Source organism: Methylomonas sp. EFPC1, from assembly GCF_016925515.1.
Taxonomy (GTDB): Bacteria; Pseudomonadota; Gammaproteobacteria; order Methylococcales; family Methylomonadaceae; genus Methylomonas; species Methylomonas defluvii.
This window is the reverse complement of the sequence record NZ_CP070494.1, coordinates 174,740-198,341: the sequence shown is the minus strand read 5'-3', so window position 1 is coordinate 198,341 and position 23,602 is coordinate 174,740. Positions and strand designations below refer to the sequence as shown.

Sequence of the window (23,602 nt, the reverse complement as noted above, 5' to 3'; positions counted from 1 at the left end):
CCAACGTAAATCATGATTCTCACCATCAGCATTTTGCTGGCCGTCGCCATCGATTTTTGGCTGGGCGAGCCGCGTAATGCCTACCATCCATTAGTGATGTTCGGTAAATGGGCGAGCACTGTGGAAATGCGACTGTTAAACAACGAGCAAGCCGCTTTTCGCCAGCGCGTCAGCGGTTTTTTGGCGGTGGCGATAGTCTTAATGCCTTGCCTGCTATGGTTGCTGCTTTTGCCGAGTTGGCCGCTGCTGCAAATTGCTGTCGAGGTACTGGTTTTATATTTTTGCATCGCTGCCCGCAGTTTGCAGCAACATGCGCTGGCCGTTCATTCCGCCTTATCGGATAGCGATTTAACGTTAGCGCGGCAACAGGTGGGTAAAATCGTCAGTCGTCAAACCGAAGCGATGTCCGAGGCCGACGTGCGCCGTGCGACTATCGAATCGGTGCTGGAAAACGGTGCCGACGCGGTGTTTGCGCCCTTGTTCTGGTTCGTCGTATTGGGGCCGTTCGGCGCCTTGCTCTACCGTTTCAGTAATACCCTGGACGCTATGTGGGGCTATAAAAATCAACGCTATTTATACTTCGGCTGGGCCGCCGCGCGCTTCGACGACGTGTTGAATTGGCTGCCGGCACGCTTGACAGCCTTGAGCTATGCCCTGCTCGGCAACACTGCACAGGCTATCAAGTCCTGGCGGACGCAAGCCCATCTACTGGACAGCCCTAACGCCGGACCGGTGATGACCGCCGGCGGCGGCGCACTGCAGCTGCAGCTGGGCGGGCCGGCTTGTTATCACGGCCAACTAAAACAAAAACCCTGGTTCGGCGGCCCACAACTACCGGAAAACGGCGATATTGAACGCGCCAGTGCATTGATGTACCGGACGCTGCTGTTATGGCTGGTCGTGATCGGCGCGGGAGACTTCCTTGCTTGAACATGGCGGCCGCTTGCGGCAAGCCGCAAGCCAATATGCCATTCCTTTGGCCGACTGGCTGGATTTGTCCACCGGCATCAATCCTAACGGCTGGCCGGTGCCTGCCATTCCTGCCGAATGCTGGCAACGCCTGCCGGAAGACGATGACGAGTTATTAGCGGTGGCACGGGCTTACTATCAAAACGACTCCTTGTTGGCGGTAGCCGGCTCGCAAGCGGCGATTCAATCATTACCTTTGTTACGACCAAAATCACGAGTCGGCGTTCTGCATCCTGCCTATGCCGAGCATGCCGGCAGTTGGCAAAAAGCGGAGCATCAAGTTGTCAGAGTCGAAGCGGAGGCAATAGACGAACGGCTGGATGAGTTGGATGTGTTGATTTTGGTCAATCCCAATAATCCCAGTGGCCGGCTATGGAACCGGCAACAGCTATTGACTTGGCATGAAAGTCTCAGCCGGCGCGGCGGCTGGCTGTTGATCGACGAAGCGTTTATCGATAGTTTGCCCGCCGAATACAGTCTGGCACCACTACCTGTGCGGCCGGGTTTGATAATATTACGGTCTGTCGGTAAGTTTTTTGGTTTGGCCGGCATCCGTTGCGGCTTCGTGATTGCCCAATCGGACTTATTGGCGAGACTTGCTGAGCGGCTTGGGCCCTGGGCTATCAGCCATCCAGGCCGTTATGTCGCGGCACTGGCCTTGGCTGATCGAAGCTGGCAATCCGCCGCTGCTGCATCGTTAGCGAAGCAGGGGCAACGACTACAGCAGCTATTGACCGACAGCGGTTGGCCGCCCAGCGGTGGATGCGATTTATTTCAATGGGTGAAGTGCGAGCAGGCAGCTAAGCTGCACGATCTATTGGCTGGGCAGGGTATTCTGACCCGCTTGTTTCAGGAGCCTGCCAGTGTGCGTTTCGGCTTACCGAAGGACGAGTCAGCCTGGCAACGCTTGACCCAGGCAATGACTCATCCTGATATCAGGCAATTAAGCGTGTTTGCGCATCCGCAAACCTAATCCGGCGATAACGCTTGCAAATAACCACGCCGCGCCGGGTAGCGGCACAGGGGTAAACACGTGAGTGTCGACAATGTCACTGGCGGTAATGACACCAGCGCCACGAAAATCTTCGCTGTCACCTAATTTTCGGTTAACTTCAAAAACCAAAAACTTCAAATTATCGGCAAATGCTAAGCCAAACAGGCTGGGCAGTTTAGTCGGATCAAGGTCTACCCCGCCCAGTAATAGCTGATCAAAAAAACCTGTCACCGAAAATTCCGCACCGGATACCAAAAGACCACTGTCATCGTATTGGTTGCTAGCCGATTCCATATGAAGGGTCAGGATGTCATAAGTGCCCGGCATTACTTGAGTACTGGTAAACCCCTGACTGTTTATCTGAGCTTCGCTGACGGTGGCGTTGTCGACGATATTTAGCACAGCGTGGTCGTTATCGATCGCCAACGCTTGTCCATTAGCTAATATGGAAAGCGGAGCACTTAGCGAATAGCCCAAACGTAAACTGGCGGATTCGCTGCCTGACGCCGGAAAAACGTCGCTGGAGCTCGGTGACAAAGCATCGACCGTTACTTGTCCTGAAAAATTGCCGGTGCTGAAATTGACGAAATCGCCTGAAAAAGTAAATTCAAGAGCCGCAGTCGCGTTAGCTGAATACAAAAACGTCGCTAATAGGGCAGATAGTATTTTCATGGTTTGTCCTTAAAGTAAATTTAGTGATGCGACTTCTTATACTTAGCAGCAAGACTAAGTGGAGACGCAGGGGATACCAATATTTTTGTGAGCGAGTTCAATCTCTGGACCGATTATCGCGGCAGCCGGTCGATACCGTCAACCCTTGATTTTGCTGGGCAAGCGTTAGCTTGCTGCAAACCCGGTGCCGAATTGGGCCGCTGAGAGTTGGGCTAACTAAAAAAGCTTGTCCAAAATCGACATCACGATTTCCACGGCAATCAGCCAGATAATGATCCACTCCAAGGCCGAGGAATGCTGGTGTTTTTGTTCATCTGCCAGCATTTCCAGCAGCTCGTGTATCGTCTCAAGCTTTTTTGACAATACGTCGGTGCGTTGCTGAATTTCCAGGTAATTGGCTGCCATTGAATAAATATGCTGGTATTCGGGATGTTCCCAAAAAAATTCCGGGGTATCCAGCAGATCGTAATTAAGGATGATGTCGCTCTTGGTAAGAAACAACTGGCCACGGATCATGGCCATGGTTTTGCGATTGAGCTTGATTTTGCCTTCCCGCGCCAGCGACTGCGGCAAATGGCTGGTGGCGCGGATGGTGTCGATGGCGTGGCCTTCGAACGCCGCTAATTTGATCGATTGCGCCATCGCGTGCGAAAGCGCCAACAGCACTTTGAAGTCGGCAGATTGCAATTCAATATGATCATGCTGAATCCGGTCCTGCTCGCAACCTATTTCATAGCTGAAATTGTCTTCCTGCGGTTCCGCGTCGGGTTTGATCGCGTAATCCAGCAATAAATCCTGCAAGGCGCGGCGGTCGTCGAGATTCAGGTTCCAGCACACCATGACGCCGTAAGCAAACACAATCGCGCAGCCGGTTTTGTAATCGACCACCAAAGCGTTTCTAAATAGTTGCGCGCGGGTAGTATCCAGCAGTTTTTCCCGCAATTGCGCGAATTCGAACGATTGCGCCAGGCACACCGTCAAGCAGCGTTTAATGGGTCTGTCGTCTGTCATGTCCGTATTTTCTCAGGTCGGTTTCGGCATTAGTTTGTAACACCGACAGGCAAAACGGTTAAAATAGCCAATTAATTCCTCTACTGAAAGCGTATTGCTGAGTGTCATGCCAATTAACTATAACACCGATGATTTAAGAATTTGTGAAACCAAGGATGTGGTGGCGCCGATTCAGGTTCATGAAGAAATCCCGATGACCGAGCAAGCCGCAGCCACCATTCTGCATACCAGGGAAGCGATTCACAACATTCTGACCGGTGCCGACGACAGATTGCTGGTGATTATCGGTCCTTGCTCCATCCACGATCCGGCAGCGGCAGTGGAATACGCCGGGCGCTTGAAACTGATCATGGACGAGTTGAAAGACGACCTGGTGATCGTGATGCGGGTTTACTTCGAAAAGCCGCGGACCACGGTAGGTTGGAAAGGCTTGATCAACGATCCGGATTTAAATTCCAGCTTCAACATCAACAAAGGCCTACGGATGGCCCGTCAAGTATTGTTGGATGTGAATAATCTTGGTGTGCCGGCCGCCACCGAGTATCTGGACTTGATCACACCGCAATACGTCTCGGACTTGATTTCCTGGGGCGCCATCGGTGCCAGAACCACCGAAAGCCAGGTGCATCGCGAGTTGGCATCCGGCTTGTCTTGCCCGGTCGGCTTCAAAAACGCCACCGACGGCGGCATTCAAATCGCCATCGACGCCATCAATGCCGCAATGAGTCCGCATCACTTCCTGTCGCTCACCAAGGAAGGCCGCTCGGCGATTTTCTCGACGCGCGGCAACGAAGATGCCCACATCATTCTGCGCGGCGGCAACAGCCGGCCGAACTATGACGAAGTCAGCGTAGATCAAGTCGCCGAAGGTCTGGAAAAAGCCGGGTTACGCCCAAACATCATGATTGATTTCAGTCACGCCAACAGCCTGAAAAAATACCAGCGGCAAATGTTGGTGTCCGAGGATGTGGCCAGCCAAATTCGCGGCGGCGACAACCGCATCATCGGCGCAATGGTGGAGAGCCACTTGGTGGGCGGCCGTCAGGATGTCGAAGAAGGTAAACCGCTGACTTACGGCCAAAGCATCACCGACGCCTGCCTGGGTTGGGATGATAGCGCCGAATTGTTACATCATCTGGCCGGTGCCGTGGAACGCCGCCGTGCCGCCAAAACACACAAGGTTTAACGCATGAAAATACAGGTCAATGGCGATCATCGCGAGTATGGCGAAAACGCCACCGTTGCCGACGTAATTGCCGATTTGGGCTTGACCGGCAAACGCATCGCCGTGGAATTGAACAAGGAAATTTTGCCGTTTACCCAGCACGCCAGCCAACGCTTGCAAGCTGACGATAGATTGGAGATCGTGCAAGCCATCGGTGGCGGACAGGATGATTATTTCACGCTGGCCGGCAAACAATACCGCTCGCGTTTGTTGGTCGGTAGCGGCAAGTACAAGGATCTGGAAGAAACCCGCCTGGCCACCGAAGCCAGCGGCGCCGAGATCATCACCGTGGCGATTCGCCGCACCAATATCGGCCAGAATCCCGGAGAGCCCAGCCTGCTGGACGTGATCTCCCCGGACAAATACACGATTTTGCCCAACACCGCCGGCTGTTATACTGCCGAAGATGCGGTGCGCACCTGTCGTTTGGCGCGCGAGTTATTGGGGGGTCATAAATTGGTCAAATTGGAAGTATTGGCCGATCAACTGACCTTGTTTCCCGATGTGGCCCAAACCTACATAGCCGCCGAATTGCTGGTCAAAGAGGGGTTTGACGTGATGGTCTACACCAACGACGACCCGATTGCCGCCAAGCGCCTGGAAGAAATTGGCTGCGTGGCGGTGATGCCGCTGGCAGCACCGATCGGTTCCGGCTTGGGTATCCGTAACCCGTATAACATTCTGACCATCGTCGAAAACGCCAAGGTACCTATCTTGGTCGATGCCGGCGTCGGCACCGCCTCCGATGCAGCCATCGCCATGGAACTGGGCTGCGACGGTGTGTTGATGAACACTGCGATAGCCGCTGCGAAAAACCCGGTATTGATGGCCTCGGCGATGAAAAAAGGCATAGAAGCCGGCCGCGAAGCCTTCCTGGCTGGACGGATGCCGCGTAAACGTTTTGCCTCGGCGTCTTCGCCGATTGATGGGTTGTTTTTGTAACGGAGAGTCCGTGGAAATATCAGAACGCTTAGTAATAAAACTTCTGATTTTAGCGATTACTCTTGGGGTCTATTTTTTATTAAAAACTATAATCCCCAATTTGGAATTCGAGAGTTTGCACAAGAAAGTAATACTGATAGTTGCAGTAACTTCAATTGGATTTTTTATCTTTGTAACTTTTAAATACGGAATGTAGGTTGGGTTAACAACCGATAGGGCGTGACCCAAGATTTCAACCCAAACATGTTGAGTTAAACCCTGCAAAGGACCCTCCTCTATACGCTATTTAATAGCCTTAATTATGAACGCCGTTCATCTGGACAATGAGAACAATGTGCTTTGCTACTGCAGCGGCACCACCGAGCAGCAAATCAAACAACTACTTGACGAGGGCGTCACCGATCCGGAACGAATCTCCCGCATTACCGGCGCGGCATCCGGCTGCGGTGGCTGCGAATTCGAATTTCAGCAGCGAATCTCCGAGTACGGTCAAAAAGCTTAAGACAATGGCCTGCTGTGACGATCCTACCAAGCCGAAAAAAATTGATCGCCGCGACTTGATTCGTTGCCAAGAACGATATGACAAACTAGTGCGGGACCTCTTCACCGAGGACCCGGAACAGGTCATTTTCAAATTGCTAAGCGATACTAGCAGCTATCTGACTGAACTGGCTGCGTTAAACGCCCACCACGCTTCGGTCAGGCTCCGAGCAATCAATTTATTGGAAAAACCCAGTTCGTCAGTACTAGAACGAATCATTAACAAGGAGCCGGATTCGGTGTTTGGTCAGGCCGCAAAGGCTAGGATGGAGCAATGTGGCGCTTAACGAAGCCCGCTGCATCTGCCGCAATTTGTGTCCATCACCATCGCCTAATAATATCTTGACGTTACTATCCTATCATTCAGGCCAGCAAGAAATTTTTCCATGACCGAACCCCAAAAAATCGACCCCGCCCGCATCAAAAGCTTCATCCGTCGCCAAGGCCGCGCGACTGCCGGTCAGAAGCTGGCACTGGAAAGCCATTGGGATAAATATTGCCTATCCCCGCAGGCCGGTTTTAATGCCGAGCAAGCCTTCGGACGCCAAGCGCCGCTGATTGTCGAAATCGGTTTCGGCAACGGCGACAGCCTGGCGGCGATGGCAGCAGCAAATCCGGATTTGAACTATTTAGGTATCGAAGTGCATCGGCCCGGCGTCGGCCATTTGATGATGTTGCTGGAACTGCGCGGCATTAACAACGTGCGGATTTATCATCACGACGCCATCGAGATTCTGGAACAAAAAATCGCCGACCATAGCCTAGCCGGTGTGCATCTGTTCTTCCCCGATCCCTGGCAAAAGCGCCGCCATCACAAGCGCCGCATCGTCCGTCCCAGTTTCGTGGAATTGCTGAACAAAAAATTGCTGGCCGGCGGCTATTTTCACGCCGCCACCGATTGGGAGCATTACGCCAAAGATATGCTGGGGATTTTGTCGGCCGGCACCGGTTTGCAAAACAGCAGCTCCAGCAACGATTTCTGCGAGCGGCCTATTTATCGGCCCTTAACCAAGTTCGAAAACCGTGGTTTGGGTTTGGGTCACGGGGTTTGGGATTTGATTTTTCGCAAGGTTTAAACGGGGCAAGACGCGATAACCCGGTCGCTGAGCGGAGCCGAAGCAATTGCCGGCGCTGCTCAGCCGGCGGTCTTCACCACATCAAATCGTCCGGAATCTGAAACTCCGCATAAGGATCGTCGGCGGCCGCCACGTCTTGCGTCGCTTCGTTCAACACCACAATACTACCCGCATCCCGCGCCTGCACTTTACGGGCAACTTCCGCCGGCACGATCTCGTAATGACTGTCTATTTTGGCGATGCCGGCCCGGCCGTTGATCAAGGCCTCCCGCACTTTTTCAGCCACGTATAGGGTTTTGACTTTGTTGTCGTCGGTGAAGTTGTAAGCCAAGCCGTTTACGTCCTGAGCGATATGGTTCATGTCGACGATTTGCTTGATTTGCGCGCCCAAGGCCTTTTGTTCTTCTGCCAGCTTGCGTCGCCGATTCAGTTCTCGGTCGCGCTCCACCTGTTCCTGTCGCAATTGCTCCGCACTGAGCTTCACCTCATCGACAACCTCGACGCCGTTATTGCGTTCCAGTTTGGTTTGTTTACGCTTCTCGGCTTTGACTTGCTTGAGCTTGGCGTCGTTGCTTAGGCCGGATTTAAGCAGTTGTTCTTGCAGGGATAGGTTTTGCGGTTTTTTCATGGCTAGACAACGGTTTAGCGAGATTAAAATTCAAGGTCAGCATAGTATAAAGCTTTACTGGCCCAGCATCTTGCCGGTAGCGTATTGCCACCAGCTTAGCGGCTTGGTCAAGGGCGCCGCGCAACGGTCGTAACCCTGGTATTCGATGCCACGAAAAATATCCTCACGCAGCCATTGATAGGCGGCCGGCGCGCTTTGTTGCAAGCGTTCCGGGATCAGGATGTATTGCGCCACTAACTCGGCCAGTTTTTCTTGCGTGGTGCCGTCATAACGGCCTTCATTGACTTCGCCCAAATATTCAAAGGCCTCGAACCATTTCGACGGCCACAACGCCAGCTTAGCCTCGGCGATGATTTTCATGATGTCTTCGTCGTTGGAAATCTTGTGGTACTTGTAGAAAAAATACAGGTCATCCTGGCCGTTCCAAAAATGAAAGTTGTCGATGGTGTGGGCAATTTCATGGACGACGATAGGCAGCCTAAAGTCCACCAGATACTGCACGCCGATGTCCCGGTAAGTGCCGCCTTCCTTGCCCTTGTCGAAAGCCTTGACGGTGAACACGATCAGATTCTGGCCGCTGAATACCTGAGCCACGGTCTGCGAGCGAAAGCCTATGCCCGGCACCAGCGTCAACGGATGAGTATGATCCTGCCAGATGCTGTTTTTGTAGTCCTCCTGAAACGCATCGCGAATCAGTTCCTGCATCACCGTGGGCTTGTCGGCGATTTCCTCTTCTAGATTATCTACCGGCTTGGCTTTGCTGATGCTTTGTCTTAAAAAGGCCGGGATCTTACGAATCGCTTTTTCGAACAAACGCAGATGATCTACGTTGAAGCGTCGCACTTCATATCGATAGTCATCGCTGTGTTTGACCACGGTTTTGGTGTCGTAGAACAAGGCCAAGGCCCGCCAGGCAGCTTCAGGGTCGTCCCAATATTTTTCCAGTACGCAGAGTTCGCCAGCGGTGTTGTTGGCGCAGTCTTCGCGGTAATCGGCCAAGTCGTCGAGATGATCCTGGTTTTTATGATCGGTCAGCACCGCCACCGCTTGTTTGCGCAAACCGGGGTGGTTTGTTTCGTAAAAGCGGATGATGTCCGCCAGTACCGGTGTGGGTGTAAATTGTTGTTGGCTGGTGGCGCAAACCAATTCGGTGTTTTGCGACAGCGTGAAAAAGCGGTTTTGAAACAGCGGTACCGGCTCGGCTGCGTATCCAAAGCCGGCATTTAACAGCAGCCAGCCTAAGCAAGCAGGCCGCAACAAGGTCAAACGGCGCAAGTTTTATTTATCCAGGCCCATGGCGTCCCACACTTTTTGAATGGCGCCTTCATCCTTGTAATTGGCTTGCGGTGCCCCGGCGGGGTAATTCAAGGTATAGATTCGTTCGGCGTCGGCGGCCAACTCGTCCATGCCCAACTGCCGATAACCGTCCTGCATGATTTGCAAGGCAAACGGCACCGCCGGGGTGCGTTGATATTCCTTGATGATATAATTAGCTCGGTTAACAGCGGCGACATAGGCTTTACGGCGCATGTAAAAGTCAGCGACATGGACTTCGTACATCGCCATATTGTTGCGGAGTGCGATCATCCGCAGTTTGGCATCGGCAACATATTGGCTATTGGGATAGCGGCGGATCAATTCCTGGAAATTATCATAAGAATCTTTGGCCGGACCGGGATCGCGTTGCGAAGAGTCCGTGGGCAGAAAGCGGTCTATAAAGCCGATGCCGCGGTTGTAATTGATCAGGCCTTTTAGATAATAGGCATAATCGACATTGGGGTTGCGTGGATGGATTTTAATGAAGCGGTCGGCGGCGGCTAAGCCAGCTTCCGGATCGTCGTTTTTATAGTAAGCGTAAGCAACATTTAATTGGGCCTGAGCCGCATAGTCGCCGAACGGATAACGCGATTCCAGCGCTTCGTAAAGAGTCACCGCTTTTTGATAGTTTTTATTGTCCAGCGCTTCCTTGGCTTTTTCATGAAACATCTTATCGTCCCAGCCGGCGTATTCTTCATCTTTATTATTAGCCGAAGAATCCTTGCTCATAAAGGCATCCAGGGTCTCGCAGCCTTGCAGCGTCCAAGCCAGACAGGCGATAAAAACGGTTTTTACTAAAACTAATCGCATACGTTTATCAACACGTTGTAATATTGCGGGTTTTTTGCAGCTTTTGGCGGCATTCTGGCCGCGAGTATAACTTAAAAACGACTATGACGATATTGACGGCAAGGGTTCCCGAGGAACTGGCGGGTATGCGACTGGACCAGTGTCTGGCCGAAGTGTTTCCGGATTATTCGCGCAGCAAACTGCAAACCTGGATCAAAGCCGGGCGGGTGTTGGTGGATGGCGAGATCATGAAAGGCCGCGAGAAATTGGATGGCGGCGAAGAAATCGAGCTGGATGCCGAAGCTGAGCGCGTGATCGAATATGCGCCTCAGGAAATCCCGCTAGACATTATTTATGAAGACGATTCTTTGCTCATCGTTAACAAACCGGCCGGTTTGGTCGTGCATCCGGCGGTCGGCAACTGGGATGGCACCTTAGTTAATGCCTTGCTCAATCACGCCCCCAATCTGGATACCCTGCCCCGCGCCGGCATAGTGCACCGCATCGACAAGGATACCAGCGGTTTATTGATGATCGCCAAAACCTTGCAGGCTCATAACAGCCTGGTCGAGCAACTCCAAGCACGCAGCATCCATCGTGAATATCTGGCGTTGGTAAAGGGCTGGATGACGGCTGGCGGCACCGTCGACGAACCAATCGGCCGGCATCCGGTGGATCGCAAACGCAATGCCGTAGTGCGGCGCGGCGGTAAAGAAGCGATTACCCATTACCGGCTGGAACAACGCTTTAAGCGCCATACGCTGATTCGCGTCAAGCTGGAAACCGGCCGCACGCATCAGATTAGAGTGCATATGTCGCACATTAATTATCCGCTGGTCGGCGATCAAGTCTACGGCGGCCGCTTCCAAATGCCGGCTGACTGTAATCCCGCGTTGGCAGAGGCCTTGCGCAATTTTAAGCGCCAAGCCCTGCATGCCGCGAAATTGGGTTTGGAGCATCCGGAAACCGGCGAATACTGCGAATGGGAACAACCCATCCCCGAAGACATGCAAAATCTGTTGAAATTATTGGCCGAAAATGAATTGGATCAAGCCTGATTGGCCGCTGCCAGCACATGTGCATGCCGCCGTCACCTTGCGTAGCGGCGGCGTTAGTACCGGCCCTTACGCCAGTTTGAATCCGGCCAGTCACGTTAATGACAACCCGCAGCACGTCAAAACCAACCGCTACATCATCAAGGACATGCTGCAACTGCCGTCCGAACCGGTCTGGCTGCAACAAGTGCATGGGACATGCGTGGTGAACGCCGACGAAACCGAGAGCTTAGTGGATGCGGACGCCAGCTTTGCCGATCAACCCGGCACGGTATGCGCGGTGCTTACGGCGGATTGTCTACCGGTGCTGTTCTGTGGAGACGATGGCGAAGTGGTCGCCGCCGCCCACGCCGGCTGGCGCGGCTTGCAGGCCGGCATCATCGCCGAAACCCTGTATGCGATGAGTTGTGAAGATGTGCATGTTTGGCTGGGGCCGGCGATAGGTCCGGATAATTTCGAAGTGGGTGACGAGGTACGCGATGCGTTTATTAAGGACAATCCGATTACGTCCGTAGCGTTTCGTGCCGGCCAGCCTGGCAAATGGCTGGCGGATATTTACCGGCTGGCGCGTATTAAACTGGCGGAACTGGGTGTGGAACACGTTTACGGCGGTGACCTATGCACCGTCGCCGATCCTCAACGTTTTTACTCGTATCGCCGTGACGGCGCGAATACTGGCCGCATGGCCAGTTTGATCTGGAGAGACTAATTTGACTGTATTGTTGTCGATTATCTTGTTTACCGCGCTGGGTGGCGTGCTTAGTGTTCTGGCTGCTGCGGTGTTTTTATTACTGCCAGAACACAAACAAAAGCATGTGCTGCCGCACGGCATCAGTTTTGCAATTGGCGCGTTGTTGACCGGCGCGTTTTGCGGATTGATCCCACACGCATTCGAGGAAGTGCCGGTCGAGGATATGTCCACACTCTCGGCTACGATTTTAGCAGGCATCCTATTGTTTTTTGTATTGGAAAAACTCCTGGTCTGGCGCCATTGCCATTCTCACGCTTGCGAAGCCCACGGCGAAGAATCGCACGATGACCATCACCACGAACACGGCCATACGCATGCAATCCAAGCGGCCGGCCACCGCCCCGCCGGGATGTTTATTATCCTCGGCGACAGCATCCATAATTTTGTCGATGGCGTGTTAATCGGCGCAGCGTTTTTAACCGACGTGCAACTGGGTATCGTCACCAGCTTGGCGGTGGCCGCGCATGAAATTCCGCAAGAAGTCGGCGACTTCGCGATATTGCTGCACAGTGGCTACAAGCGCGGTGAGGCCTTGTTTTACAATGTTCTTGCCAGCTTGAGCACGGTAGTTGGCGGCGTTTTGGCGTATTTCAGTCTTGGCGACCTACATCACATCTTGCCCTACTTTTTAACCCTGGCGGCTTCCAGTTTTATTTATATCGCGGTTGCCGATTTAATCCCGTCTTTGCATCAGAAGACCGACATCAAAACCTCATTACAACAGATTGGTTTTATTTTGGCTGGGGTGGTGTTGATTTTGGTGATGCAAGGCATAGCGCATCGATTTGAAGGGAAAATTGACGGGGATAGAGTCGAGCAAACAGGTATCGTTTGATTCAGACTTTATAGGGTCACGATTCTGCTATCTCTTCGGCATGCGGGCGAAACTTAGGTTGCCAGCACCGTGGCTTAGTAATCGTAAGCGTCGTCTCGTAATCGGCGGCTAATTTGATAAATGTTCTCGGTATCGAATACATTCGTGTAAGCGGCGGCTTGTCCTTCATGCTTAATATTGCAACGCCGTTCGCCTTTACGCTTTTCCAGTATATCTGTCGATACCGGCTGTTGCTTTAAGCGTCGGTCGTTTTTGTGCGAACGAATAAAATATTCTCTGACTTCGACGATTTTATTTTTAAAACGCTTGCCATGCAGTTTTTTGATGGCAAGCTTACCGGCTTTGTCATCGTCAATAAAAATACGGCCATGAAACGACAGTACATTGGTCTTGATATTTTTAAGACAAAAGATGTCGGTTTTTAGAATATTGCCAAGCTTGAAGGGAAGTAACAGGCAAAACCTGAGGGCGGGGGCGACAAAGTCTCCCAACTCGCTTTCTTGCGTAATCGACGGGATATTTTTAATAATCAATATCATAAAGACACTCTGGTAGTACTTAGCTGTATCCCAAGGCTGGTTAATACGGTTTGGGCCAACGCTCACTACCCTCGATACGTAAACCATGAAAATCAAGCTACCGGACTGCCGCTAAGTTGATTGGCCTTGACCGTCTTGCTTATCCTAATATAGCGTCAACCAGTTGTTTTACTTTAGTGCTGGAAACATAGTTCACGTTGCGGATAAATACAACTAACGCAACCTTTCCCTTTGGAAAGACCACTTACACCGTTTTGCGATGTCTTGCCGACTCCCCCCCCAGGCTGTTTGAAACGCGATGGTTTTGGTCACCGCACCGGAAAGCTTGACTAATCGGCCTCCCTTCTCCTCTGCCGAAGCCATCCTTTGTCCCATCGATTAGAGCAAGAACGAAACTAATGGTTCCAATCCCGCGTTCCGATCCCTCCGGCGAAATGTTTGATATTTTTCCGCTGGCGATTTGGGATTGTGTATAGGCGAGGCGTGTTTCGGCAACACACTACCATTCAATCAATTCGTCCCGCAAAGCTGCACTGCCGCGAAAAATAAAATAAATTTTTTTGCTGCTTATAATCCTCGATAGTAGAAGCGACTTGAATAACTAATTGATTTTCCATAGAACGTATTCTGTTATTTGTCTCAGGGCTATACAGGCTTTCCGTTTCAATTTATATACAAATTAGTAGGTATTTAATAAGTCTTGCAAAGCCCATTTTAATGGGTGTAAGGTTCGATACGACGGCATGAAAAAACAAATTTAAGACTACAAAATAGCAACGTCTTGTGTAAAAAAGCAGCGTTATTGTAGTTAATTAGCAACGGATATTTGCCGGGGCTAAATATTATCTTTGTTCTATGTCGCGTTTAAAAATGACAGCGTAACAACTAGCTGCGCGTCTATAAAAATAATGTCCTCACCATGAGATTAGTTATGTCCAAATTTCCAATCGATCTTGGCGCTTATCAGCGCATCAACTTAGATCCAAAAAACCCAACTTTAACCGATGCACAACGTGCCAGCCTGAAAGCCAACATTCAGTTGTGCCGTGATGCTATTGTCTATTTCACAGCCAACGGCGCAGCCCGTGGTGTGGGCGGCCATACCGGCGGTCCATACGATACCGTGCCGGAAGTCATGATCATGGATGCGCTGTTCCACAGCTCCAATGATTTTGTACCCATCTTTTTTGACGAAGCCGGCCACCGCGTCGCCACCCAGTATCTGATGTCCACCCTGAACGGCGATTTGCCGGCAGAACGCTTGATCGAGTACCGTGCCGCGCATTCACATTTGCCCGGCCATCCTGAATTGGATTTCACCCCCGGCGTGAAATTCAGCTCCGGCCGTTTGGGCCACATGTGGCCGTATGTCAACGGCGTAGCCATCGCCAACCCGGCCAAAACTGTGTTCTGCCTGGGTTCAGACGGTTCGCAGCAAGAAGGTAACGATGCCGAAGCGGCCCGTCTGGCTGTGGCGCAAGGCCTGAACGTTAAACTGATCATCGACGACAACAACGTCACCATCGCCGGCCACCCATCCGAGTATTTGAAAGGCTGCAGCACCGCCAAAACCTTGGCTGGTCAAGGCGTCACCGTATTGGAAGGCGACGGCGAAGATCTGGACGATTTGTACAAACGCATCATCACCGCCATTAACACCCCTGGCCCGGTTGCGGTTATCAACCACAGACCAATGTGTCCAGGCATTGTCGGTCTGGAAGGCTCGACCCACGGTCACGACGTTGTGTCGGTGAAAGTGGCGTTGGAATACTTGGAATCACATGGTCAACAAGCCGCTGCCGATGCACTGCGCGAAGTCAAAGCACCGAAAAACGACGCGGTATTTTTGGGTTCCAGCGACAAATGGGACGCCAACCGCAACGTCTTCGGCGATGCTTGCGTGGAAGTCTTGGGCCGTTTGAGCGAAGCGGAACGGGTTGCCAAAGTACGGGTTGTGGATAGTGACTTGGAAGGCTCTTGCGGTCTGTTCAAAATCCATAAAGCTTTCCCGGAAGTGTTTATCTCCTCCGGCATCATGGAACGTGGTAACTTCTCCGCGGCAGCCGGTTTTGGTATGGAAGCGGGCAAACAAGGTATTTTCGGCACCTTCAGCGCGTTCTTAGAAATGCTGATGTCCGAAATCACCATGGCCCGCTTGAACAAATCCAACGTGCTCAGCCACTTCTCGCATTCCGGTATCGACGACATGGCCGACAACACCTGCCATTTCGGTTTGAACAATATGTTCGCCGACAACGGTTTGAGCGACGGCTATGAGACCAAGCTGTATTTCCCGGCAGATCCTTTGCAAATGAAAGCGTGCGTGGAAAAAGTCTTCTTCGATCCGGGCTTGCGTTTCATCTTCTCCACTCGTTCCAAAGTGCCAACCATTCTGGACAGCAACGGCAACGAGTTTTTCGGTGGCGACTATAAATTCGTGCCCGGCACAGACGAAGTCATTCGCGAAGGCACGGCCGGTTATATCGTCAGCTTCGGTGAAGCCTTGTACAGGGCGCTGGATGCAGTCGAGCGCCTGAAACAACAAGGCGTGGATGTAGGCTTGATCAACAAACCGACCTTGAACGTCATCGATGAAGACATGCTGGCCAAAATCGGTAAGTCACCGAAAGTGCTGGTGGTTGAGTCCTTCAACCGTAAAACCGGTTTGGGTAGCCGCATGGGCACATGGTTGTTGGAACGCGGTTACACACCAAAATACAACTATATTGCCACGCATAAAGAAGGTTGCGGCGGCCTGTGGGAGCAATTCCCGCATCAAGGTATTGACCCGGCTGGCATCATGGCCAGCTTTTTAAAGGGTTAAGCCTCCCTCTCGACCTGGGGCGCAGGGAAGCGCCCATATTTTTCGGCTGGGGTTTGGGAGCAACAGCCATTTGTAATCAGCAATTGCCATCAGGCAATTTCGCAGTAAAACACTCAGCTCTCACCGGGACCGAGCCATGCCTACATTCCTTGTTTCCAAACAGCCGGACGCTAGGCATGCGGTGCCTGCCTATCCAATTACGGAGCAATCGCACTCAAGTTAATCAATCCCGACAAACTAAAACCGGATTCAAACCATTTCGACCAATTAATACAGTCCTACGCCAGGTAAACCATGCAAAAACGAATTATCGGTGACAGTCGGCCCAACAAAGCCAGCTCAATGACAGAGCCGTTAAATCTGGAAGCGCTTGCTGACGTTGAAGTGTCATCCGAGGCTAAGGAGCACACTATCGAAGCCGCGCTACTGCCTGGCTTTAGCGGCGGGTGGCGAGCGGGCATGCCCGGCCCGCAAGTTATCCGCTTACTTTTTAAGCAGGCCCAGCCTGTGCAATCTATTCAACTGGATTTTTTGGAATCGGCTATAGCCAGAACACAAGAATACGTCCTTCGTATTTCTGCGGATAACGGACAGCCGTTTCGCGAAATCGTCCGCCAACAATGGCATTTTAATCCGCAAGGGTGCACAGCGGAGTCGGAACAACACGTCCTCGACTTGCCCGCGGTAAGTATTATCGAACTACATATCACTCCGGATATTAGCAACTCAAGTGCGTTTGCTTCGCTTGAAACAATGCGTGTATTTTGAGTTTTCGCCGTTAATTTTTAGGTTTGAAAAAGCCTTGGGAAAACTTGATATGCCCTATAAAACCTATTCGGCCAACAGTTTATTTTTCTAAAGATTTAACCATGTCAGCGCCCACACACAATATCCATCAATTAACCAAAAATACTATTGCTTTAATTCTTGCCGGCGGACGCGGTTCGCGCTTAATGAATATGACGGATTGGCGCGCCAAGCCCGCCGTGCCTTTTGGCGGCAAGTTTCGGATTATCGATTTTCCGTTATCCAATTGCGTGAATTCCGGTATCCGTAAAATCGGCGTGATGACGCAATACAAAGCCGATTCGTTGATCCGGCATATTCAGAAAGGCTGGGGATTCATGCGCGGCGAATTTGGCGAATACGTCGACATCATGCCGGCACAACAACGGATAGACGAGACTTCCTGGTACAAAGGTACCGCCGACGCCGTCTTGCAAAATATCGATATTCTGCGGGCTCGTAAACCGGATCATATTTTAATCCTGGCCGGCGACCATATTTATAAAATGGATTACGCGGCCATGTTAATCGACCACGTAGAAAAAAACGCCGACCTAACCATAGGTTGTTTGGAAGTATCCTTAAAAGACGCCTCCGCTTTTGGCGTAATGGACGTGGATAGCAATCGCCGCGTTCGGGCGTTTGTCGAAAAACCGGCCAACCCACCCGTGATGCCGGGTAGAACCAACACCGCGTTGGCCTCAATGGGTATTTATATCTTTAACGCCGATTTTTTATGGGAGCAATTAATTAAAGATTCTCTCACTGAAAATTCCACTAACGACTTTGGCAAAGATATTATTCCCGCCGTCATTGACGATCATATTGTTAATGCATATCCGTTTTTGGATTTACAAAGCGGCCAGCAAAGTTATTGGCGCGATGTCGGGACCATAGACGCCTATTGGGCTTCCAATTTGGAGTTAATCGGCGTCAAGCCGGATTTGAATTTATACGATGCGTCCTGGCCGATATGGACCTATCAGGAACAAACACCGCCGGCCAAATTTGTGTTCGACGACAACGGCCGGCGTGGTCTGGCCGTGGATTCGATGATTGCGGGCGGTTCCATTATTTCCGGCGCAACCATTCAACATTCCATGGTGTTTTCCAATGTCACCGTAAACGAATCAGCGCTTATCAAAGACAGCATTCTGTTGCCGCAAGTCTGCATAGGCCAAAATTGCCGAATTACCAAAGCCATCGTTGAAAAAGGTTGCGAGGTGCCGGCAGGCACGGTGATTGGCGAGAATCTTGACGACGACAAAAACAGGTTTTATGTCAGCGAGGGCGGGGTAGTGCTGGTAACTGCCGAAATGTTGGGGCAAAAACTACATTACGTCAGGTAATCAAGTATGCAAACGCCCGTTTATCCGATTGAGTGATAACGGGCGCCTGGGCCTTAGCCGCCAAATAATTGATGATCGATTAAATCGCATAGGCAATGCGAGATCAACAAATGCACTTCCTGAATGCGGGCGGTGGAATAAGACGGTACGCGGATTTCAATATCGGCTTCGTTCAACGCGCCGGCCAGCACACCGCCGTCTTTGCCACTTAGTGCGATGACCGTCATGTCGCGGTCATGCGCCACTTTCACGGCTTTAATGATATTGCCGGAGTTACCGCTGCTGGTGTAGACCAGCAAGATGTCGCCAGCCTGCCCCAGCGCGCGCAACTGCTTCGCAAAGATTTCGTCGTAATGGTAGTCGTTGGCGATAGAGGTGATGGTTGAGGTATCGGTGCTCAACGCAATCGCCGGCAACGCGGGACGTTCGCGTTCAAAACGGTTGAGCATTTCCGAAGAAAAATGCTGGGCATCGCCCGCCGAACCGCCGTTGCCGCAAGTCAGCACTTTTTTGTCATTCACCAAAGCCTCGACGATTTTTTGCGAGGCGAATTCGATCAGCTCGCACAAGCTGGCCATCGCATCCTGTTTGGTTTGAATGCTGTCGGAAAAGTGGGCGATGATGCGGTCTTGTAAACTCATAATACTCAGGTTTGAAAAGCGTTTTTAATCCAGTCCAGGCGGTTGTCGCCGGATACAGCCACCACGTCGAAACGAATCGAGAGCTGGCTCAGGTTGTTGATTATGACATAGTGTTGGGTAGCGGCGACGATGCGCGCCTGTTTTTGCCGGGTGATACTGGTCAGGGCGCCGCCAAATTGCTCCGATTTGCGAAAGCGTACTTCCACAATCACCAGCGCCGAACCGTCCTTCATCACCAGATCCAGCTCACCCATTTTGCAGCGAAAGTTGCTGCACACCCATTCCAAACCTTGCTTTTGCAAATAAGCCAAGGCTAATTGTTCGGCGCTATCGCCCTTTTGCAAATGAACCGGCTTGGCTTTACCGAATAGCATATTATTCGATAAAGCCGGAGGCGACCGGCACGCCTCCCTTAAACTGGGCGCAAACCAGTTTGCGGGTAATGCGGTTTTCACCGTTCACGGACAAGCGGCCGGTAGCGCCGGCGTAAGACGCCCCGGTCAGCTGCGGTAATTGGCCGATGATGTTGTAAGCATCTATGCCCAACGCGACCAGTTTAACCTGGCTGTCACTCAGGCCTTGCCAGGTATTCTGCACGGCTTGCTGGCTGAGTGCGCCGGTGTAGGCATCGCCGAACACCCAGGGCAGATCGCAGAAATTAATCTTGCCCAACTCGCTATCCCGCACCGGATTTTGCCGGCCGCTGTAGATATTCGGCATCGCATAAATCGACAACTCGCTGCTTTGCGAGTACTTGAGTTGCGGCGCCAACTCTCTGGCCAATTCCGGGCTGGCGCTAACGAATAAGGCCAAGGGTTGCTTCTGGCCATTCGAGCTGACGCTGGTGCTGAGCAAGGTTTTTACAATAGCTGCGAAATCGTGTTGTTTCGGGTCGTAGCTTTCCACACCCACCACGGCGCCGCCGACCGCTTGCCAAGCCGACATTAGATAATGGCGCACCCGCTCACCTTGCGTGGTATTCGGCGTCAGCAATACGGCATTCTGTTGGCCATCGCGCTTGGCTTTTTGTACCAATTGTTCCGCGTCGTCTATCGGGCTGAGGCCGAATTGATAGAGATTGGTTTTGCTGAGATTTTCCACATGATTCAGCGCCAACACCGGCACGCTTAATTCGGTGGATTGCGCCAAACTTTGGATTTGTTCTTTCACCAAGGGGCCTATCACCTGTTTGGCGCCGTCGCTGACGGCTTGCCGATAGACATTGGCTATATCGTCTTTTTCGCTGTCGTAATACTTTAGCGGCATTTGCGGCGCGGCGCTGGCGGCCAGACGATGGGCTACCGTCAGCCCTTCCCTGATGGCTTTAGCCGCGCTGGCGTAAGAGCCCGAGCCAGGCAGCAACACGGCAATGGTTGCACCCGGAGCAGGCGGTTGCGCCGCTTGTTCCGGTTCTTGGACTGCCGGCTGACTGACAGGCGGCGGATTCAAATAGGCTTGCAGATAATCGGCGTTGGCCGGATGACCGGGATAAATTTGCCGCCATTGCAGGATTTGACCGGCTGTGTCGAAACCCGCCACGTTACGTTGCTTCAGAATTTTAGCCAAGGCCATCCAACCGCTCAGTTCGTCAACGATGGGAGACGGACCGCTAAGGGTTTCCAACGGCAGCACGCTAAGCGCATCCAGAATGGCGATAATGTTTTGCTTTTGCTGCTCGGGTTTTTGCAACAGTCGGCCCAGTTTCAGGCGAGCCCTGACGCTGGGCACAACATCGCCCAACAAAGCATGCACAAAGGCCACGGATTGGTAATAAGCAATTTGATCGGCGTCGGCCAGTATGGCGGGCCGCACGCCCTCCAGCTTTTTCAAGGCTTGTTCGGCATCACCCATGCTCAACGCTGCTTGAGCTTGGAGCAATTTGTATTTGCTGAACAACTCCGGCGGCAACTGTTCGGCGTTGATCTTATCCAAGGCTTTTTGCGCGGCCTGACTATCGCCGGCTTGCAGGCGGGTGTCGGCATCCAGCAGATGCAGGCTGTTTTGATTGTCGGCCATCCGGTAACTGCGCGGTGGCTCGGCCGGTTTGGCTTTGCGGGCACTGGTTTGCGGGCGCACTTCCAGCTGGGTTTTATTTTTGACCGGTTGCTCGCTACACGCAGCCAGTAGCAACAGGCCGAAAAACCAGCGGTTTAAAACACGACGCGGCATAATGGCGGCAAATTTGCGATCAGACATAACACGGGGACCGAAGAATAAATGTACGGAAAATTATACGTGGTTGCCACGCCAATCGGTAATCTGGCCGATTTCAGCTTCCGGGCGGTGGACATATTGAAACAAGTGGACTTGATCGCCGCCGAAGATACCCGCCACGTCAAGATGTTGCTGCAACATTACGGCATCAATAAGCCGCTGCAATCGCTGCATCAACATAACGAAGAACACGCTTCGCAAGGCCTGATCGATAAAATCCGCGAAGGATTATCGGTGGCACTGGTATCCGATGCCGGCACGCCGATGATCAGCGATCCCGGCTTTCCTCTGGTCAAATTGGCCAGACAGCAAGGCGTGGATGTGTGTCCAATACCCGGCGCCTGCGCGCTGATCGCCGCCTTGTCGGTGGCGGGCTTACCGACTAGCCGTTTTAGTTTCGAAGGCTTTTTGCCACGCACCGGCTCGGCGCGGCGCAGCTTCTTCGAACACAAGTTAGCTGACTGCTCGACTTGGGCCTTTTACGAATCCAGCCATCGCATCCAGGCCGCTTTGGAAGATATGCTGACGGCATTTCCGGCTGATCATCAAATCGTCGTCGCCCGCGAGATCACGAAATTGCATGAAACGATTGTCGGCGACGAACTGGCCAAGGTGTTAGAGAAAGTGCAGACCGACGAAAACATGCGCAAGGGCGAATTCGTGGTGTTGGTAGCTGGCCGCGAAGCTGGTGAGCAAGACGATGAATTAACCGACGAGCAGCGGCGGATTTTGGGCATCTTACTAACAGAATGCTCCACCAAAACCGCTGCAGCAATGGCTGCGGAAATTACCGGCCAGCGTAAAAAGACCTTGTATCAGGCGGCGCTGGCGATGCAGGACAAGCAAGGCCGCTAAGTTCCAGCAATCTTCCGCCGCTCAAACCCTGACATCGATACCCTTCGCCGGTACGCTGGCCGACTCCAATAACTTTAAGGCGTTTTGGCCTTGTTGTTCCTGCATCTCCTTGGCTTTTACCAGCATCGCAACTTCGACTTGTTGCGCGGTTTTTTGGGTGGACATTTGTGTCGCCAGCGCGGCGACGGAAGAGACGGAATCAAGCATGGCGTGGCCTCGTCGGGTTGGTTTTGGAAAGCGATTGCCGTAACGGCTAAAAAGGTTATCGAACCGCAAGCCGATAACTTTAGGCTATCAATAAAAATAACTGCTTACCTGCGCTCTGCCTACGCCTTGGGGCATACACTATAATGTCCTGCGGCATCAGCTATGCGGCCCCTTCAAAATCGAACGGCGTCCGAATGGTTTCGAACGACCTAACGCTCCGGCGCATCGCAACCGATATGAGCCAGCCCCGGAAAACCTTGGCATATTTTGCTGAAAACTGCATTTGGCAGGGTATCCTGGCAGCATTCAGGCAAACCGATTAAAGAGTTTTATGACATATAAAGGCAACATTCTCGCCGTTGACGACACCCCTGCCTCCTTAAAGTTGTTAACGGATATTCTGAAGGACGAAGGCTACGAAGTCCGTTCTGCTATTAGCGGCGAATTAGCCTTAAATTCCGCTTTCAAACACCCGCCGGAATTGGTGCTGTTGGATATTCGCATGCCGGAGATGGATGGCTTCGAAGTTTGCCGGCAACTCAAAGCTAACCCGAATACATGCGATGTGCCGGTCATCTTCGTCAGCGCGATCATGGATACCGACGAAAAAGTGCGCGGCTTTGACTTGGGTGCAGTGGATTTCGTCACCAAGCCCTATCAGCGCGATGAATTACTGGTTAGGGTGCGTACTCATTTGGAGTTTGACCGCCTGCGCAACCACCTGGAAGAACAGGTGGAAGAGCGAACCCGTAAACTGATGGAAAGCGAGAGAAATTTGCGCGCCGGCATGCTGGATTTCGTAACCGCGATTGCGGCCACTATCGAAGCGCGCGATCCCTACACCGCCGGCCATCAACGCCGCGTCGCCCACCTCGCCACGGCTATCGCCCGCGGCTTGCAATTGCCGGAAGAGCGGATAGAGGGGCTGACGTTGGCGAGCGTGGTACACGATATAGGCAAAATTCGGATCCCTGCCGAAATACTGTGCAAGCCCGGTCGGCTGGACGATTTGGAATTCAGCCTGATCAAGCGACACGCCGAGACTGGCTACGACATCCTCAAATCCATCAATTTCCCCTGGCCAATCGCGCAAATCGTCTTGCAACATCACGAACGTCCCAACGGCAGTGGTTACCCGTGCGGCCTAAAAAAAGGTGAGATTTTACTGGAAGCCGAGATTCTGGCGGTTGCCGATGTGGTGGAAGCGATGAAGTCTCATCGCCCCTACCGCGCCGGTTTGGGCTTGGATGTCGCTTTACAGGAAATTTCCGACAATCGCGGTGTGCTGTATAACTCCGAGGTAGTCGAGATTTGTTTAACGCTCTTTCGGGAACGGGATTACAGCCTGCCTGCTTGATCGGCTCCTTACGCGTTTAGCCGCGC

At 52.3% G+C, this 23,602-nt stretch carries 25 protein-coding genes; 15 read left to right on the top strand and 10 right to left on the bottom strand.

The genetic code is table 11. The features are described 5' to 3' along the window. Nucleotides 1–12 precede the first annotated feature (12 nt). Together cbiB and cobD are read left to right on the top strand one after the other, a co-directional pair. Nucleotides 13–930 (top strand): adenosylcobinamide-phosphate synthase CbiB, encoded by a 918-nt coding sequence (cbiB, locus tag JWZ98_RS00870; protein ID WP_205452639.1) that lies wholly within the window; start codon nucleotides 13–15, stop codon nucleotides 928–930. Further along, nucleotides 923–1,942, top strand: a complete 1,020-nt coding sequence (gene cobD / locus JWZ98_RS00865; protein WP_205452637.1) for a threonine-phosphate decarboxylase CobD — start codon at nucleotides 923–925, stop codon at nucleotides 1,940–1,942. The genes cbiB and cobD overlap by 8 nt, the downstream gene beginning before the upstream one ends. On the opposite strand, the gene JWZ98_RS00860 is transcribed toward cobD, so the two are convergent. Continuing rightward, entirely contained in the window at nucleotides 1,913–2,635 is a 723-nt protein-coding gene (locus tag JWZ98_RS00860; protein WP_033156831.1) for a hypothetical protein, read from the bottom strand. The two genes, cobD and JWZ98_RS00860, sit on opposite strands and share 30 nt — an antisense overlap. Nucleotides 2,636–2,851: 216 nt before the next feature. Further along, nucleotides 2,852–3,646 (bottom strand): RMD1 family protein, encoded by a 795-nt coding sequence (locus JWZ98_RS00855; RefSeq protein ID WP_033156832.1) that lies wholly within the window; start codon nucleotides 3,644–3,646, stop codon nucleotides 2,852–2,854. Between the two features lie 106 nt (nucleotides 3,647–3,752). Here JWZ98_RS00855 and aroG point away from each other — a divergent pair, with 106 nt between their 5' ends. The 5 genes from aroG (at nucleotide 3,753) to trmB (ending at nucleotide 7,429) form a co-directional block, all read left to right on the top strand. Then, nucleotides 3,753–4,832, top strand: coding sequence for a 3-deoxy-7-phosphoheptulonate synthase AroG (gene aroG, locus JWZ98_RS00850; RefSeq protein WP_275899158.1), 1,080 nt, complete (start codon nucleotides 3,753–3,755; stop codon nucleotides 4,830–4,832). Between the two features lie 3 nt (nucleotides 4,833–4,835). Continuing rightward, nucleotides 4,836–5,813: a sulfur carrier protein ThiS gene (thiS, locus tag JWZ98_RS00845; protein WP_205452635.1), complete on the top strand. Its 978-nt coding sequence runs from the start codon at nucleotides 4,836–4,838 to the stop codon at nucleotides 5,811–5,813. 301 nt (nucleotides 5,814–6,114) lie between these two features. Continuing rightward, nucleotides 6,115–6,315 (top strand): (2Fe-2S)-binding protein, encoded by a 201-nt coding sequence (locus JWZ98_RS00840; protein WP_205452633.1) that lies wholly within the window; start codon nucleotides 6,115–6,117, stop codon nucleotides 6,313–6,315. Nucleotides 6,316–6,319: 4 nt separating this feature from the next. Continuing rightward, nucleotides 6,320–6,640 (top strand): hypothetical protein, encoded by a 321-nt coding sequence (locus JWZ98_RS00835; RefSeq protein WP_205452631.1) that lies wholly within the window; start codon nucleotides 6,320–6,322, stop codon nucleotides 6,638–6,640. 99 nt (nucleotides 6,641–6,739) lie between these two features. Then, entirely contained in the window at nucleotides 6,740–7,429 is a 690-nt protein-coding gene (gene trmB / locus JWZ98_RS00830; RefSeq protein WP_205452629.1) for a tRNA (guanosine(46)-N7)-methyltransferase TrmB, read from the top strand. A 73-nt stretch (nucleotides 7,430–7,502) separates the two neighbouring features. Here the strand turns inward: trmB and JWZ98_RS00825 are convergent, their stop codons facing one another. Genes JWZ98_RS00825 through JWZ98_RS00815 form a run of 3 tightly spaced genes read right to left on the bottom strand, consistent with a single transcriptional unit; the run spans nucleotide 7,503 to nucleotide 10,184 of the window. Further along, nucleotides 7,503–8,057 (bottom strand): DUF2058 domain-containing protein, encoded by a 555-nt coding sequence (locus JWZ98_RS00825; RefSeq protein ID WP_205452627.1) that lies wholly within the window; start codon nucleotides 8,055–8,057, stop codon nucleotides 7,503–7,505. Nucleotides 8,058–8,111: 54 nt separating this feature from the next. Further along, nucleotides 8,112–9,332, bottom strand: coding sequence for a hypothetical protein (locus tag JWZ98_RS00820; RefSeq protein WP_205452625.1), 1,221 nt, complete (start codon nucleotides 9,330–9,332; stop codon nucleotides 8,112–8,114). Nucleotides 9,333–9,335: 3 nt separating this feature from the next. Then, nucleotides 9,336–10,184: an outer membrane protein assembly factor BamD gene (locus JWZ98_RS00815; protein ID WP_171697229.1), complete on the bottom strand. Its 849-nt coding sequence runs from the start codon at nucleotides 10,182–10,184 to the stop codon at nucleotides 9,336–9,338. An 83-nt stretch (nucleotides 10,185–10,267) separates the two neighbouring features. On the opposite strand from JWZ98_RS00815, the gene rluD reads away from it, so the two are divergent. From rluD to JWZ98_RS00800, 3 genes are read left to right on the top strand one after another with little or no spacing between them, the layout of a single operon-like run. Next, complete coding sequence (gene rluD / locus JWZ98_RS00810) at nucleotides 10,268–11,221, top strand: 23S rRNA pseudouridine(1911/1915/1917) synthase RluD (RefSeq protein WP_205452623.1); 954 nt, start codon at nucleotides 10,268–10,270, stop codon at nucleotides 11,219–11,221. Continuing rightward, nucleotides 11,202–11,927: a peptidoglycan editing factor PgeF gene (gene pgeF / locus JWZ98_RS00805; protein WP_205452621.1), complete on the top strand. Its 726-nt coding sequence runs from the start codon at nucleotides 11,202–11,204 to the stop codon at nucleotides 11,925–11,927. Before rluD ends, pgeF begins: the two co-directional genes overlap by 20 nt. A gap of 1 nt (nucleotide 11,928) precedes the next feature. After that, nucleotides 11,929–12,804, top strand: a complete 876-nt coding sequence (locus JWZ98_RS00800; RefSeq protein ID WP_205452617.1) for a ZIP family metal transporter — start codon at nucleotides 11,929–11,931, stop codon at nucleotides 12,802–12,804. A 74-nt stretch (nucleotides 12,805–12,878) separates the two neighbouring features. Here the strand turns inward: JWZ98_RS00800 and JWZ98_RS00795 are convergent, their stop codons facing one another. Next, nucleotides 12,879–13,343 carry a hypothetical protein gene (locus tag JWZ98_RS00795; protein WP_205452616.1) on the bottom strand — a complete coding sequence of 155 codons (465 nt, stop codon included), beginning with the start codon at nucleotides 13,341–13,343 and terminating at the stop codon, nucleotides 12,879–12,881. Nucleotides 13,344–14,274: 931 nt separating this feature from the next. Here JWZ98_RS00795 and JWZ98_RS00790 point away from each other — a divergent pair. The 3 genes from JWZ98_RS00790 to glgC all read left to right on the top strand — a co-directional run bounded on the left by JWZ98_RS00790 (nucleotide 14,275) and on the right by glgC (nucleotide 18,302). Continuing rightward, complete coding sequence (locus JWZ98_RS00790; RefSeq protein WP_205452615.1) at nucleotides 14,275–16,167, top strand: transketolase C-terminal domain-containing protein; 1,893 nt, start codon at nucleotides 14,275–14,277, stop codon at nucleotides 16,165–16,167. A gap of 294 nt (nucleotides 16,168–16,461) precedes the next feature. Further along, complete coding sequence (locus tag JWZ98_RS00785) at nucleotides 16,462–16,935, top strand: hypothetical protein (RefSeq protein ID WP_033156846.1); 474 nt, start codon at nucleotides 16,462–16,464, stop codon at nucleotides 16,933–16,935. A gap of 101 nt (nucleotides 16,936–17,036) precedes the next feature. Then, entirely contained in the window at nucleotides 17,037–18,302 is a 1,266-nt protein-coding gene (gene glgC, locus JWZ98_RS00780; RefSeq protein ID WP_033156847.1) for a glucose-1-phosphate adenylyltransferase, read from the top strand. Nucleotides 18,303–18,355: 53 nt separating this feature from the next. Here the strand turns inward: glgC and JWZ98_RS00775 are convergent, their stop codons facing one another. The 3 genes from JWZ98_RS00775 to JWZ98_RS00765 are packed head-to-tail and all read right to left on the bottom strand — an operon-like array spanning nucleotide 18,356 to nucleotide 21,139. After that, a complete protein-coding gene (locus JWZ98_RS00775; protein ID WP_020483819.1) occupies nucleotides 18,356–18,943 on the bottom strand; it encodes a phosphoheptose isomerase in 588 nt (195 codons plus the stop codon). A gap of 5 nt (nucleotides 18,944–18,948) precedes the next feature. Then, entirely contained in the window at nucleotides 18,949–19,317 is a 369-nt protein-coding gene (locus JWZ98_RS00770) for a YraN family protein (RefSeq protein ID WP_205452614.1), read from the bottom strand. Nucleotide 19,318: 1 nt separating this feature from the next. Beyond that, nucleotides 19,319–21,139: a penicillin-binding protein activator gene (locus tag JWZ98_RS00765; protein WP_205452610.1), complete on the bottom strand. Its 1,821-nt coding sequence runs from the start codon at nucleotides 21,137–21,139 to the stop codon at nucleotides 19,319–19,321. A gap of 21 nt (nucleotides 21,140–21,160) precedes the next feature. Between JWZ98_RS00765 and rsmI the strand changes: the two genes are divergently transcribed. After that, the gene (rsmI, locus tag JWZ98_RS00760; RefSeq protein WP_205452608.1) at nucleotides 21,161–22,012 is read left to right on the top strand and encodes a 16S rRNA (cytidine(1402)-2'-O)-methyltransferase; all 852 of its coding nucleotides are present in this window, start codon (nucleotides 21,161–21,163) and stop codon (nucleotides 22,010–22,012) included. A gap of 21 nt (nucleotides 22,013–22,033) precedes the next feature. On the opposite strand, the gene JWZ98_RS00755 is transcribed toward rsmI, so the two are convergent. Beyond that, nucleotides 22,034–22,219, bottom strand: coding sequence for a YjfB family protein (locus tag JWZ98_RS00755; protein WP_205452606.1), 186 nt, complete (start codon nucleotides 22,217–22,219; stop codon nucleotides 22,034–22,036). Nucleotides 22,220–22,550: 331 nt separating this feature from the next. Between JWZ98_RS00755 and JWZ98_RS00750 the strand changes: the two genes are divergently transcribed. Further along, nucleotides 22,551–23,576, top strand: coding sequence for an HD domain-containing phosphohydrolase (locus tag JWZ98_RS00750; protein ID WP_205452605.1), 1,026 nt, complete (start codon nucleotides 22,551–22,553; stop codon nucleotides 23,574–23,576). Nucleotides 23,577–23,602: the final 26 nt, after the last annotated feature.

What these genes read in the sequence shown, in the direction of transcription:
- cbiB (WP_205452639.1), top strand. Translation starts at nt 13, where the DNA reads ATGATTCTCACCATCAGCATTTTGCTGGCCGTCGCCATCGATTTTTGG.
- JWZ98_RS00860 (WP_033156831.1), bottom strand. Translation starts at nt 2,635, where the DNA reads ATGAAAATACTATCTGCCCTATTAGCGACGTTTTTGTATTCAGCTAAC.
- JWZ98_RS00855 (WP_033156832.1), bottom strand. Translation starts at nt 3,646, where the DNA reads ATGACAGACGACAGACCCATTAAACGCTGCTTGACGGTGTGCCTGGCG.
- aroG (WP_275899158.1), top strand. Translation starts at nt 3,753, where the DNA reads ATGCCAATTAACTATAACACCGATGATTTAAGAATTTGTGAAACCAAG.
- thiS (WP_205452635.1), top strand. Translation starts at nt 4,836, where the DNA reads ATGAAAATACAGGTCAATGGCGATCATCGCGAGTATGGCGAAAACGCC.
- JWZ98_RS00840 (WP_205452633.1), top strand. Translation starts at nt 6,115, where the DNA reads ATGAACGCCGTTCATCTGGACAATGAGAACAATGTGCTTTGCTACTGC.
- JWZ98_RS00835 (WP_205452631.1), top strand. Translation starts at nt 6,320, where the DNA reads ATGGCCTGCTGTGACGATCCTACCAAGCCGAAAAAAATTGATCGCCGC.
- trmB (WP_205452629.1), top strand. Translation starts at nt 6,740, where the DNA reads ATGACCGAACCCCAAAAAATCGACCCCGCCCGCATCAAAAGCTTCATC.
- JWZ98_RS00825 (WP_205452627.1), bottom strand. Translation starts at nt 8,057, where the DNA reads ATGAAAAAACCGCAAAACCTATCCCTGCAAGAACAACTGCTTAAATCC.
- JWZ98_RS00815 (WP_171697229.1), bottom strand. Translation starts at nt 10,184, where the DNA reads ATGCGATTAGTTTTAGTAAAAACCGTTTTTATCGCCTGTCTGGCTTGG.
- rluD (WP_205452623.1), top strand. Translation starts at nt 10,268, where the DNA reads ATGACGATATTGACGGCAAGGGTTCCCGAGGAACTGGCGGGTATGCGA.
- pgeF (WP_205452621.1), top strand. Translation starts at nt 11,202, where the DNA reads ATGAATTGGATCAAGCCTGATTGGCCGCTGCCAGCACATGTGCATGCC.
- JWZ98_RS00795 (WP_205452616.1), bottom strand. Translation starts at nt 13,343, where the DNA reads ATGATATTGATTATTAAAAATATCCCGTCGATTACGCAAGAAAGCGAG.
- JWZ98_RS00790 (WP_205452615.1), top strand. Translation starts at nt 14,275, where the DNA reads ATGTCCAAATTTCCAATCGATCTTGGCGCTTATCAGCGCATCAACTTA.
- JWZ98_RS00785 (WP_033156846.1), top strand. Translation starts at nt 16,462, where the DNA reads ATGCAAAAACGAATTATCGGTGACAGTCGGCCCAACAAAGCCAGCTCA.
- glgC (WP_033156847.1), top strand. Translation starts at nt 17,037, where the DNA reads ATGTCAGCGCCCACACACAATATCCATCAATTAACCAAAAATACTATT.
- JWZ98_RS00775 (WP_020483819.1), bottom strand. Translation starts at nt 18,943, where the DNA reads ATGAGTTTACAAGACCGCATCATCGCCCACTTTTCCGACAGCATTCAA.
- JWZ98_RS00770 (WP_205452614.1), bottom strand. Translation starts at nt 19,317, where the DNA reads ATGCTATTCGGTAAAGCCAAGCCGGTTCATTTGCAAAAGGGCGATAGC.
- JWZ98_RS00765 (WP_205452610.1), bottom strand. Translation starts at nt 21,139, where the DNA reads ATGTCTGATCGCAAATTTGCCGCCATTATGCCGCGTCGTGTTTTAAAC.
- rsmI (WP_205452608.1), top strand. Translation starts at nt 21,161, where the DNA reads ATGTACGGAAAATTATACGTGGTTGCCACGCCAATCGGTAATCTGGCC.
- JWZ98_RS00755 (WP_205452606.1), bottom strand. Translation starts at nt 22,219, where the DNA reads ATGCTTGATTCCGTCTCTTCCGTCGCCGCGCTGGCGACACAAATGTCC.
- JWZ98_RS00750 (WP_205452605.1), top strand. Translation starts at nt 22,551, where the DNA reads ATGACATATAAAGGCAACATTCTCGCCGTTGACGACACCCCTGCCTCC.